The 10,837-nt window shown below is 39.2% G+C and carries 13 protein-coding genes and 1 tRNA gene; 8 read left to right on the top strand and 6 right to left on the bottom strand.

The genetic code is table 11. The features are described 5' to 3' along the window. The 3 genes from HUN22_RS03045 to HUN22_RS03035 form a co-directional block, all read left to right on the top strand. The coding region (locus tag HUN22_RS03045; protein WP_174726452.1) for a hypothetical protein at positions 1-325 on the top strand (325 nt) is incomplete at its 5' end. Further along, positions 322-1,521 (top strand): PfkB family carbohydrate kinase, encoded by a 1,200-nt coding sequence (locus HUN22_RS03040; protein WP_174726451.1) that lies wholly within the window; start codon positions 322-324, stop codon positions 1,519-1,521. The genes HUN22_RS03045 and HUN22_RS03040, both read left to right, overlap by 4 nt. Then, positions 1,509-2,114, top strand: a complete 606-nt coding sequence (locus HUN22_RS03035) for a 7-cyano-7-deazaguanine synthase (protein WP_254617523.1) — start codon at positions 1,509-1,511, stop codon at positions 2,112-2,114. The genes HUN22_RS03040 and HUN22_RS03035 overlap by 13 nt, the downstream gene beginning before the upstream one ends. A gap of 182 nt (positions 2,115-2,296) precedes the next feature. On the opposite strand, the gene HUN22_RS03030 is transcribed toward HUN22_RS03035, so the two are convergent. After that, a tRNA-Ser gene (locus HUN22_RS03030) sits at positions 2,297-2,386 on the bottom strand. A 118-nt stretch (positions 2,387-2,504) separates the two neighbouring features. Here HUN22_RS03030 and HUN22_RS03025 point away from each other — a divergent pair. Then, positions 2,505-4,382, top strand: a complete 1,878-nt coding sequence (locus HUN22_RS03025) for a potassium transporter Kup (protein WP_174726450.1) — start codon at positions 2,505-2,507, stop codon at positions 4,380-4,382. A gap of 54 nt (positions 4,383-4,436) precedes the next feature. Here HUN22_RS03025 and HUN22_RS03020 read toward each other — a convergent pair whose 3' ends face one another. Beyond that, complete coding sequence (locus tag HUN22_RS03020) at positions 4,437-4,877, bottom strand: hypothetical protein (protein WP_174726449.1); 441 nt, start codon at positions 4,875-4,877, stop codon at positions 4,437-4,439. Positions 4,878-5,132: 255 nt separating this feature from the next. Here HUN22_RS03020 and HUN22_RS03015 point away from each other — a divergent pair, with 255 nt between their 5' ends. From HUN22_RS03015 to HUN22_RS03005, 3 genes are all read left to right on the top strand, one after another. Beyond that, positions 5,133-6,212 carry a DNA/RNA non-specific endonuclease gene (locus HUN22_RS03015; RefSeq protein ID WP_174726448.1) on the top strand — a complete coding sequence of 360 codons (1,080 nt, stop codon included), beginning with the start codon at positions 5,133-5,135 and terminating at the stop codon, positions 6,210-6,212. A gap of 97 nt (positions 6,213-6,309) precedes the next feature. Beyond that, positions 6,310-6,909, top strand: a complete 600-nt coding sequence (locus HUN22_RS03010) for a LysE family translocator (protein ID WP_217484427.1) — start codon at positions 6,310-6,312, stop codon at positions 6,907-6,909. Between the two features lie 45 nt (positions 6,910-6,954). Continuing rightward, positions 6,955-7,197 carry a hypothetical protein gene (locus tag HUN22_RS03005; RefSeq protein ID WP_174726447.1) on the top strand — a complete coding sequence of 81 codons (243 nt, stop codon included), beginning with the start codon at positions 6,955-6,957 and terminating at the stop codon, positions 7,195-7,197. Between the two features lie 10 nt (positions 7,198-7,207). On the opposite strand, the gene HUN22_RS03000 is transcribed toward HUN22_RS03005, so the two are convergent. The 3 genes from HUN22_RS03000 to HUN22_RS02990 form a co-directional block, all read right to left on the bottom strand. Beyond that, a complete protein-coding gene (locus HUN22_RS03000) occupies positions 7,208-7,354 on the bottom strand; it encodes a hypothetical protein (RefSeq protein WP_174726446.1) in 147 nt (48 codons plus the stop codon). A gap of 41 nt (positions 7,355-7,395) precedes the next feature. Next, positions 7,396-8,085 (bottom strand): aquaporin Z, encoded by a 690-nt coding sequence (aqpZ, locus tag HUN22_RS02995; protein ID WP_031949547.1) that lies wholly within the window; start codon positions 8,083-8,085, stop codon positions 7,396-7,398. Between the two features lie 132 nt (positions 8,086-8,217). Further along, positions 8,218-9,222 carry an AraC family transcriptional regulator gene (locus tag HUN22_RS02990; protein WP_174726445.1) on the bottom strand — a complete coding sequence of 335 codons (1,005 nt, stop codon included), beginning with the start codon at positions 9,220-9,222 and terminating at the stop codon, positions 8,218-8,220. Between the two features lie 109 nt (positions 9,223-9,331). Between HUN22_RS02990 and HUN22_RS02985 the strand changes: the two genes are divergently transcribed. Continuing rightward, positions 9,332-9,967 carry a hypothetical protein gene (locus tag HUN22_RS02985; RefSeq protein WP_174726444.1) on the top strand — a complete coding sequence of 212 codons (636 nt, stop codon included), beginning with the start codon at positions 9,332-9,334 and terminating at the stop codon, positions 9,965-9,967. Positions 9,968-10,008: 41 nt separating this feature from the next. On the opposite strand, the gene hisF is transcribed toward HUN22_RS02985, so the two are convergent. Continuing rightward, the gene (hisF, locus tag HUN22_RS02980; RefSeq protein ID WP_000880078.1) at positions 10,009-10,767 is read right to left on the bottom strand and encodes an imidazole glycerol phosphate synthase subunit HisF; all 759 of its coding nucleotides are present in this window, start codon (positions 10,765-10,767) and stop codon (positions 10,009-10,011) included. Positions 10,768-10,837: the final 70 nt, after the last annotated feature.

Here is a 10,837-nt window from a genome sequence, read left to right as displayed (position 1 = left end):
AATGTCAGGTGGGGGCGGAAATTTTGGATCAGGTAGCTTTAGACCTTCAACAGACCATGAAATAACTTGTGAAAACTTGAATATAGCTATAAGTATTGTTAGGCCTGATTTTAGCGTATTCGATACGCAAGAGTTAAATGGCATTTTACTAACAATGTATGCCGAAGATGGGGCACTAGTATTTGAATATAAAGACAATTTAGTTGGCTATGGAGCTGACTCCTTAATTGGTAAGTTAATAGAGTGTTTAGAACAAGGTTATAACTACACTGCTTTAATTAGTAGCTTTGAATGGGATTCATTTATACGAGTTAAAGTACAATGAAAAATAATATTACCGTAGTAGGAGGGCTTTATAGAGAAATTTCACCAAAATCGGATTTTTTTTTAGGTTCTGGGGGAAGAGCTGCTTTATTTTTAGCGGAGCAGAATATAGATGTCAAATTTATAACATGTGCAACCACACTAGCTTGTAAATCATTTCAAGCTAGTAAAAGAGGATTTATTTCTAGTAATAGCAAGATTGAAATTATCAATCAAGAAACTGAATCAGATATTTCTTTTGAATATAATACTTATTTATTTGACCCATTGATTATTGTTTATGAAGGTTTTTATGAAAGAGAAGTTAATTTAGATAACTGCCTTTATTTTGGTATGTTAAATGCAAATATAAAGATTAAAGCTACTAATAAAGTTGTTTATGACCCGCAGAACACTTCACAACCAAAGAAATTTAATGAGACTGGATCTGTTGCGGGAGAACTAGCTATTGTTTTAAATGAACATGAAGCTAAAGCGATGGTAGGAAGCTTAGAAACTTCAGATTTGATAAGAAAAGTAAAAGAAGTTAATAGTGCGGATATTGTTGTTCTAAAAAGGGGACCTTATGGAGCTCAGGTATTAGTAAATGATGAAATCTCAGATATTCCTCTTTTCTTATCTAATAAGTTTAATAAGATTGGCTCAGGTGATATCTTCTCAGCTTGTTTTGCATATAGCTGGATAATAGAAAACTTAGACCCAATAGAAGCAGCTTTAAAAGCTTCAAAAGCGGTATCAGTATATGTAGAAACCCAAACTTACGAAAATCTGTCGATTATTTTAGATCGTACTTTTGTTGAATTGGATCAAAAGAATATTGCAAGAAAGATTTATTTAGCTGGACCATTTTTCTCAATTTCTGAGTTATGGTTAGTTGAGAAGATAAAGGCGATTTTTGAATTATATAATATTCAAGTTTTTTCACCATATCATGCAGTTGGTGTATCTAATAATTCTGCCCAAATTGCTCAAGCTGATCTTCAAGGTTTAGAAAATGCAGACAATATTTTTGCTATTTCAAATAATTTCGACCCCGGTACTATATTTGAAATTGGCTATGCTAAAGCGTTAAAGAAAAAAGTATTTATGTATTTGAATTATACAGCAAAAAAAGACTTAACTATGTTTGAAGGAACGGGATGCGTGATTTCAGATGATATAGATTTTCTAATATATAGGGCGATATGGAATCAATGAAAAAGTGCCTTTTATTATCTGGTGGTATTGATTCTTTTTGTCTGGCTTTTCTTCAGAAACCAGATATTGCAATAACCATTGATTATGGTCAATCAGCTGCTGAAGCGGAAATTAGATCTTCCGAATTTGTATGTAAGAAGCTTGGAATCATCCATGAAATTATCAAGGTTGATTGTAGCCACCTAGGAATGGGAGATCTTAGCAATAATCCAATGAGTAAATACAATGAGTTCTCAGATTGGTGGCCTTATAGAAATCAACTCTTGATTACTTTATGTGCTATGAAAGCAATACAATTAAATATTAATGAGATCATGATTGCCTCAGTGGCAAATGATTCATCTCACATTGATGGTTCACAAAGATTTATAGACTGTATTGATAATTTAATATCTCTTCAAGAAGGTAATCTAAGGATCACTGCTCCAGTGAATCATTTAACTACAGCAGAGCTTATCAAAGCATCTAAAGTGAATTTAAATGTATTAAAGAGTTGGAGCCATAGTTGTCATAAAGCAAATTATCCATGTGGAAAGTGTAGAGGATGTTATAAGCATTATGAGTCTTTAGAACAAGCCGAAAACCTTATGTAAGTATGAATTTCTTTCTGATTTTAGCTAAAGAAATAAGATTCTTCATTGAATTTAAATGCTTAATAGAATTTAGGCGTTGTTAGGGATGTAAAAATTATCAATATTTGTTTGGCTATTTTTAATATTTTAGCCAATAAAAAAGCCTAAACTGATTAAGTTTAAGCCTCTTTAAATTTGAATTCTGGCGGTGAGAGAGGGATTCGAACCCTCGATACGCGCAAACGTATACACACTTTCCAGGCGTGCTCCTTAAGCCACTCGGACACCTCACCAAGGCGTGCGATAGTAACTAAAAAAACGAGTTCTGCCAAGATTTAAGACGAGCATTACAGAAAAAAAATAATAGAGGTGATAAGATTGCGCTAAAAATCATATTGGTTTATTTATACAATGCAAAATACGGCCAAAAAAGCGACCTTGCCTGCCACGGCTTTGGCAGCTCTTGGGGTGGTCTTTGGAGACATCGGAACAAGTCCGCTCTATGCCTTGAAAGAATCCTTCCATGCTGCTCATGGGTTGGGAATTCAGCCTGAAAACGTATTAGGAATTTTATCCATTATTTTTTGGTGCTTAATGCTGATCATCAGCATTAAGTATGTCGCCATTGTCATGCGTGCAGACAACAATGGTGAAGGTGGAATCATGGCCTTACTCGCATTGAATTTGCGTAAAGCCAAAATTGCCGACAACAAAAAAATTTACATGATTGCTATTGGTTTTATCGGGGCATCACTGTTTTTTGGTGACGGTATTATTACCCCAGCCATTTCGGTACTCTCGGCAGTAGAAGGTTTGTCTATTGCAACCGATGTGTTTGACCCGTTCATCATGCCAATTGCGATTACCATTATCATCTCGTTGTTTTTGGTACAAAAACACGGTACGGCCTTTGTTGGTAAGTTTTTTGGCCCGATTACGATGGTGTGGTTCTTATCGTTAGGATTATTAGGCCTTCACAGCGTCATTCAGACACCTGTTGTTTTAGGCATGTTTAGTCCGCATTGGGCGATTCAGTTTATTTATCACCATCCAGTCATGACCTTTTTTGTGATGGGTGCTGTGGTATTAACGGTAACTGGCGGTGAAGCCCTTTATGCCGATATGGGGCACTTTGGACCAGTACCAATTCGTATGGCTTGGTTCTTTGTCGTGTTGCCATGTTTGGTTTTAAACTACGCAGGACAAGGCGCATTATTGCTCAGAGACCCAGCAGCAATTGAAAACCCATTCTATTTATTGGTTCCGCAGTGGGCACTTTACCCAATGATTATTATGGCAACCATGGCAACCGTAATTGCCTCTCAGGCCGTAATTTCTGGGGTGTTTTCACTTGCACGCCAAGCGATTCAATTGGGTTATTTACCACGTTTAAGTATTAAACATACATCTGAGTCTGAAGAAGGTCAGATTTATATTCCTTTCTTAAACTGGTTGCTTTTAATTGCAATTATTATCCTGATTTTGATTTTCAAAAGCAGTTCGAACCTTGCAAGTGCGTATGGCTTAGCTGTGACCCTGACGATGCTATGTGACACGATTTTGGTTGCTGTATTTATCTACTCAGCTTGGAAGTGGAGCCTACCAAAAGTACTACTTCTGATTGTTCCGTTCTTTGCTTTAGAGGCGGTATTGGTCGGTGCAACTTCTCTTAAAATCTTGTCGGGCGGTTGGGTACCATTATTGATTGGTGCGATTGCAGTGACCATTTTAATGACATGGAAACGTGGTCGTGAGCTTACATTTGCAAAGCTTGAACACGATACTTTGGCTTTAGATTTGTTTGTAAAAAGTATTGGTAATAGTGTGCACTGGGTGCCGGGCGATGCAGTATTCATGACAGGTACGCCAAACGTTGTTCCGCATGCCATGCTCCATAACATCAAGCACAATAAAGTACTGCATCAACGCAATATCTTAGTGACTGTAGTGATTGAAGATGTGCCTTATGTTGAGCCTGAAGAGCGTATTACGACAGAAACTTTAGCTGAACATTTCTTCCGTATTAAAATCTTTTACGGTTTTAAAGATGAAATGAATGTACCAAAAGCACTTATGCAAGCTTACGAGCAGTTAGGTCTTGAATATGATTTGATGCATATCAGCTTCTTTATTTCCCGCGATCGTATCGTTCATTCGGTGGGTGATGGTATGTCTCCATGGAGAGAAAAACTCTTTATCTCGATGCAGCGTAATACCAGTCCAGTGAGTGACTTCTACCAAATTCCGACTAACCGTGTAGTTGAGTTGGGTAGTCAAATCGAAATATAAAAAGTTGATGCATAAAAAACCAAGACAGATGTCTTGGTTTTTTTATGGTTTCGATTATTGAGCTTGCATAGGTGCATCTGCTGGTAATCCACCATCTTTTGCCATCGGGTCTGCCGACTGTGTTGGATCTGCCGGAGGTGGTGGCATGTTTGGATCTTGTGGCGCAGGAGCTGCTTGGTTCGGTGCAGGTGGTACCGCATCAGTAGGTGCTGCTGGTGGTGCCATTTCACCGCCCGCTGGTGGCGCAGGTGGAATGTCTGCCGGAATCGGAGCACCTGTTGGTGCTGCGTTTGTTGGTGCAGCAGAAACTTGCTGTACTTGTCCGCTATTGACTAAATCGCTAATAGAACCAGGTTGGCCATTTACAGTTGTGGTTACTTTCGCTTTAGACAAGCTTTCTAAAGTGTCGCCTGGTTGGACTGCTGGTTCCGCCATAGCAGCCATACTACATAATCCCGTGATTACGCCAATACCAATAATCTTTGAATGGATCATTAAATGGACTCCGATTATATTTTTATCCAAATTTGTGGAGCTAACCATGTCATAAGCAAACAGTGCTTTTCAACGAAAGATACGCAATTGGCGTAATTCAATAGCCAAAGCCACTCATAATTCCAACAGATTGTTACGTAAGAGGAAATGGAGTTACAAAAAAGATGACCATGTTTTAACCATTTGAAAGATAAGAGATATACTTAAAAAAGCAGGGTTGTTAAGCTGCGTGTGGACAGTGGTATTGATAGAAACATGGCAAGTAAAAAACGTAGTAAAGGTACAAATTCATTCTCTCTAAGTGAGCATTTTGGCAAGATTATTCTTGCTTGTATTGCTGCGGGAAGTTTTGCGATTGCTTTTGGTAGTGAAAAGATTTCGCAGTGGTTTTCGCCTTTAACGACTAATTCGACTTGTCTTAATCAGTTTTATCGTGAAGTTCCACCTGCTTTAAATAAAGAAAGCCTAAAAAAAGATAGTTATCCCCTGTGCTTTAATGGCTTTAATGTTTTGTATTCAGGCATTTCTAAAACACCATTGTGGTCGGCTGAACATTTAAATGCAGAGCGTTTGAGTACCAAAATTAAGCGTGAAGATAACTTCCATGAAGAAACCCGTGTTGCCCAAAGACATCGAGCTCTGTTAAGTGACTATCGTGGTTCAGGCTATGACCGTGGGCATATGGCTCCCAATGGTGATATGCCAAATAAAGAATCCCAATCTGATAGTTTCTCGCTCAGCAACATGGTGCCGCAAGCACCTAAAAATAACCAAGAGGTCTGGCGTAAGCTCGAAGAAGCGACCCGTGCTATTGCCACTAAACAAAAACAAGATGTTTATGTGGTCACAGGTCCTGTTTTTGAAGGCAAACGTCTTAAGACGATTGGGCAGGGTGTAATTGTTCCTACCGCGGTTTATAAAGCGGTATATATGCCAAAAACTGGCGCGATCGGGGCTTACTACGCACCCAATAATAATTCGCAGCAAGTTAAGGTTGTCAGTGTTTGCTATCTTGAAGAAAAACTTGGTATTAACTTATTTCCACAGTTAACAGAACAGCAAAAACGCAATGTTTATCGCTTACCATTAACGGCAGGGTCAGTAAAACCAAATCAGAAGCTAGATTATTTGCATTGGGATGGTGAGAGTCAGTGTGAGCAAGACTTAAATGCCGACCAAATTCAAGCGCTTCAAGACCAATTTAAAAAGCAGAAAACTGGTTCTTCAGAACCAATGGAAGCAAAAGTTCCAACAATTGATGAAGAAACTCGTCAGGCGATTGTGAAACAATTGGTGGAGGCTTTAGTGAACTATTTCCTGCAAATAATGAAATAAGTCGTTTTTTTTATTGTTATTGCAATACCCTAATTGATTAAAATAGAATCCATATACAGATCTGTCTATGGATCTTATTTTAATAAGGACAATAACAATGTTTGCCTCGATGTTTCTTTTTTCTTTTGCAATGTCTATTACCCCAGGCCCAGTAAATACTGTCATTTTATCGACCAGTTTAAATCACGGTTTAAAAAGATCGCTTCCTTATATTTCAGGTGCCACGATTGGCTTCACCTTGCTTTTAATTTTTATGGCATTTGGCCTTCAGAGTTTATTAACTCAGTTTCCTATTGTATTAAAAATTCTTGCGATTTGTGGAACGCTATTTGTTTGCTATATCGGCATAAAAATTATTCTTTCTGCCGCTAATATTTCAATTTCAAATGTTCCTGTCGAACAGATGATTATTCCCAATTTTAAAGATGGGTTCTTATTACAGTGGCTGAATCCCAAAGCTTGGTTGGCTTGTGTGTCTGGCATTACCATGTTTACAAGCATTGAGAACCCGCAGTCTTTGCCGATCTTTATCGTTATTTATTTCTTCACTTGCTATGTGTGTTTATTCTTTTGGGGGTTCTGTGGTGATAAATTTTCAGTGGTGCTGAATCAGGGCAACCGTTTGAAATATTTTAATATCTTGATGGGAGTATTCTTAATTTTATCGGCTCTTTTAATTTTGATCGATTTTTTTTAGATTGGTCGTATTACACTGTGAAGATATAACAACGAGACAAGACCTATGTTTAAGCCATTTGAAAAGGGTACAGAGTCTTCTTCAATTGAAGATTTAACGTTAGAAAATGATGTTGATTGCGTTAGCATTTATGGCAACTTGCAAATTACCAAAGACAAAGTCGGGTTAGAACAGGCAAAGGCCTTACAGAGCTTTTTAAACGATGTGGTTACTGCTTTGGAAAAAGAAGAATTGCCTGAGAAAATTGAACGTCCAGCTGAAAAAGAAATTAATAATCCGTTTTTATAATTTATGCATGTTATGCGTGATGTTTAGCATGGTCATGCCGCCATACAGTCTTTAATATCACGTTATAGACATTTTTTACTTTTGAAAGCCTAAAAGTAAATAAAAGGCTTTGTTGATCAGAGGGTACTTCCGTGTACCCCTGCTCAACAGGTGACATCCATGTCACCTTCCGCGATAGTAGGTTAAGTCTATGAAAAGTTAATCCTTCTCCCCAGCTACCACTTTATAAATAATCGCCCCAATCACAGCCCCTAAAATCGGTGCTACCCAGAACAACCACAACTGACTTAAAGCAGCCGTTTCAGCAAAGAACGCAACACCTGTACTACGCGCAGGGTTCACCGAAGTGTTTGTAACTGGAATACTGATTAAGTGAATGAGTGTTAAGCCTAAACCAATCGCAATAGGAGCGAAGCCAGCAGGCGCACGGCGGTCAGTTGCACCTAAAATAATGATTAAGAAGAACGCTGTAAGTACGACTTCAATAATGAACGCTGAACTTAAGCCAAACTTGTTTGGTGATAAATCACCAAAACCATTGGTAGCAAAGCCACCAACACCGCTAAAGCCTGCTTGGCCTTGAGCAATAATATAGAGAACAAATGCAGCAGCAGTCGCACCGACCACTTGAGCAACAATATAGGGAATTAAATCTTTAACATCAAAGCGGCCACCGACCCAAAGGCCAACACTTACCGCGGGGTTAAAATGTCCACCTGAGATATGCCCTAGAGCATAAGCACCGGTGAGTACGGTTAAACCAAAGGCAAGGGCTACACCTGCAAAGCCAATACCAAGTTCAGGGAAAGCTGCGGCTAATACTGCGCTACCACAACCACCAAAGACTAGCCAAAACGTACCTAGAAATTCAGCAAAATATTTATTCATTGTGATTACTCATCTATTTAATCTATTTTAATTAATGTGAAATAAGTCACAAAAATTTGAAGCATGTGACTATATGAAATTTTTGTTTTCAGTGTTGTTTTAATCAAGAAAAGATTTGTAAGTTTTGGTAGGTTATTCTTTGTCTAAAAAATGATCTCGCCATTGTTGTGGTGTTTGATTGGTCCAATGTTTAAATGCTCTTTGAAAAGCACTTTGTTCTGAATAACAAAGCAAAAGTGCGATCTCTTGTAAACTTAAATGCGGATCTTTTAAATATTCGGTTGCGAGCATAAAGCGCACTTGCTGAACACGTTCCTGAAAGGTGGAGCCTTGTTGTTGTAAGTGTCGTTGGAGCTGTCGAACTGACAGACCTAATTGAGCAGCAATATGTTCAATTTGATATTGATTCTTTTGTAAGCCAGTCAAGATTGAGTGCTGTAAACGTTGATCAAGTTGGGTCGAATTTGGTAATTGTTCTAAAAGCGCTTGTGCTTGTTGAACTAATAGCTGCTGTAAGGTGTGGTCGGCGCTGCTAAGCGGCTTATGAATTTCAGTAATGGGAATGAGTAACTCTGTACGCGGTTGGCTAAAACGAACGGGACATTGGAAGTATTGTTCATAAACCCTGATATTTTTAGGTGCAGCATTTAAGAAGCGTACTTCATATAAATGCACGTCTTCATGAGACATAAAAAGGCGTAAGAACTGAACCACCAGTGCAATCGCGATTTCATCTGTCAGCTGAGTAGGGTGTAGCTCGGTTGCTTCCCAACGAATAGAACCATGTCTTCCTTGTAACTCAACCACTAAAGGGCTTCCGTCATAAATCAGACGGTGAAAATCATGATACCGAATTAGAGCCTCACCTAAGTCATCGCAAGAGAGAGCAAGGTAGGCAATAATACCTAGGTGTTTGGGTTGCACATATTTGGCAATTTCTAGACCTAATCCGGGCTTTGGGTCCAGTTTATAAATGACTTCTAATAGGTCACGCCAAACGACGTAGTCAAAGCGTTCCAGATTTTGAATTTGCTCTAATTGTTCTGGAATGGCTAACTCATTGGCTTCACAGTAAGCCTTTAAAAGATGTCCCAGCCCTCCATAAACCGAACCCGTATAATTTTTCAGTTGTGGCATCCTTAACCACCTCTTTATTGTCGTGATTTGTCAATGAAACCATAAATTCTGGTCAATACCAAGCATAACGAATTTTATATTATGAATAAAAAGAAAAAGGAGTTAGGTGATGTTAAAAGGGTTTATTGCTGGTATTGCGGTTGCGAATGCTTTCGAATGGGTGGCACACAAATATATTTTGCATGGCGTACACCGTGCCGGAAAACCACGTTATAGCCCTGTGCCCAAAAGCATGGAATCCCATTGGGCACACCACCGTGAAGTGCGCAAACAACATTTTCATGATGATTGCTATGTGGAGGGCGTTGGAAACTGGCGAACTAAAAATGAGTTAATTTCACTGGCAGTCGTAGCAACCGTTTCAAGTGCAATTTTTTATCCGTTTTCAAAAGGTATGGCACTCGCAGCTTGGTATAGCGCTGGTAATTATTATTATATTCATCGCCGTGCACATTTAGAGCCTGACTGGGCAAAGCGTAAAATTCCATGGCATTACGACCATCATATGAACTCTAATCAAGATGCCAATTGGTGTGTGACCAAGCCTTGGTTTGATTATGTGATGGGAACACGTGTGGTGTCTTCAGCAGATTTAAAAGAACAAAACCCTTTGGGAGTAAGGTTGCCTACAGTGCTTGCTAGACCATTGTCTCAAGCAGTAGAGAAAATCTTTCCTTCAAAATGGGTCGAGAAAAAAGAAAAACTAGAACTTCCTATTGAAGAAGAAATAGATGGTGCTGCATAAAAAAATAAAGGGGCATATCGCCCCTTTAAATATCAATAAGCTTACAAGCGCATTTCAATGCCTTGTTCAGCCAAATATTGCTTAGCTTCTGGAATCGTATATTGGCCAAAGTGGAAAATACTTGCTGCCAATACTGCATCGGCACCACCTTGTAAAATCCCGTCTGCAAGATGTTGTAAGTTACCTACACCACCTGAAGCAATTGTTGGAATAGTCACGCGATCATTAATAGCACGCATTAAAGCAATGTCGTAGCCCGCTTTCGTACCGTCGGCATCCATACTGGTAATGAGTAACTCGCCCGCACCGTAGTCAGCCATTTTCACAGCCCATTCAATCGCATCAATACCGGTTGGTTTACGACCACCGTGGGTAAAGATTTCCCATTTGTTGTCGCCAGTTTTTTTGGCATCAATCGCAACCACAATACATTGCGCACCAAAGTGCTGTGACGCTTCTTGAACAAATTCAGGGTTAAATACGGCAGCCGAGTTAATGCTCACTTTGTCTGCACCTGCATTTAATAACGCGCGAATATCTTCAACCTTACGTACACCACCACCGACAGTTAATGGCACAAATACAGTCTCGGCCATACGTTCAACAGTACGGTAAGTGGTATCGCGTCCATGATGTGTAGCGGTAATGTCTAAAAAGGTAATTTCATCTGCACCTTGTTCGTTATAACGACGTGCCACTTCAACAGGGTCGCCAGCATCACGAATATCGAGGAATTGAACGCCTTTAACTACGCGTCCGTTATCAACGTCTAGGCAAGGAATAATACGTTTAGCAAGCATAGCTTTTTCCAAAAATAATCGCCGTTGGTGAAAGTTCCTACACAGGCGCTACACCTTCATGGAGGGAAGA

This window comes from Acinetobacter lactucae (genome assembly GCF_013344765.1).
Classification (GTDB): Bacteria; Pseudomonadota; Gammaproteobacteria; order Pseudomonadales; family Moraxellaceae; genus Acinetobacter; species Acinetobacter lactucae_A.
Note: the sequence above shows the minus strand (reverse complement) of the source record. Positions and strands in the feature narration are given on the sequence as shown.

What these genes read in the sequence shown, in the direction of transcription:
- HUN22_RS03020 (WP_174726449.1), bottom strand. Translation starts at nt 4,877, where the DNA reads ATGATCCATTCAAAGATTATTGGTATTGGCGTAATCACGGGATTATGT.
- HUN22_RS03025 (WP_174726450.1), top strand. Translation starts at nt 2,505, where the DNA reads ATGCAAAATACGGCCAAAAAAGCGACCTTGCCTGCCACGGCTTTGGCA.
- HUN22_RS03005 (WP_174726447.1), top strand. Translation starts at nt 6,955, where the DNA reads ATGTTTAAGCCATTTGAAAAGGGTACAGAGTCTTCTTCAATTGAAGAT.
- HUN22_RS02985 (WP_174726444.1), top strand. Translation starts at nt 9,332, where the DNA reads ATGTTAAAAGGGTTTATTGCTGGTATTGCGGTTGCGAATGCTTTCGAA.
- HUN22_RS03015 (WP_174726448.1), top strand. Translation starts at nt 5,133, where the DNA reads ATGGCAAGTAAAAAACGTAGTAAAGGTACAAATTCATTCTCTCTAAGT.
- HUN22_RS03010 (WP_217484427.1), top strand. Translation starts at nt 6,310, where the DNA reads ATGTTTGCCTCGATGTTTCTTTTTTCTTTTGCAATGTCTATTACCCCA.
- aqpZ (WP_031949547.1), bottom strand. Translation starts at nt 8,085, where the DNA reads ATGAATAAATATTTTGCTGAATTTCTAGGTACGTTTTGGCTAGTCTTT.
- hisF (WP_000880078.1), bottom strand. Translation starts at nt 10,767, where the DNA reads ATGCTTGCTAAACGTATTATTCCTTGCCTAGACGTTGATAACGGACGC.
- HUN22_RS02990 (WP_174726445.1), bottom strand. Translation starts at nt 9,222, where the DNA reads ATGCCACAACTGAAAAATTATACGGGTTCGGTTTATGGAGGGCTGGGA.
- HUN22_RS03035 (WP_254617523.1), top strand. Translation starts at nt 1,509, where the DNA reads ATGGAATCAATGAAAAAGTGCCTTTTATTATCTGGTGGTATTGATTCT.
- HUN22_RS03040 (WP_174726451.1), top strand. Translation starts at nt 322, where the DNA reads ATGAAAAATAATATTACCGTAGTAGGAGGGCTTTATAGAGAAATTTCA.
- HUN22_RS03000 (WP_174726446.1), bottom strand. Translation starts at nt 7,354, where the DNA reads ATGTCACCTGTTGAGCAGGGGTACACGGAAGTACCCTCTGATCAACAA.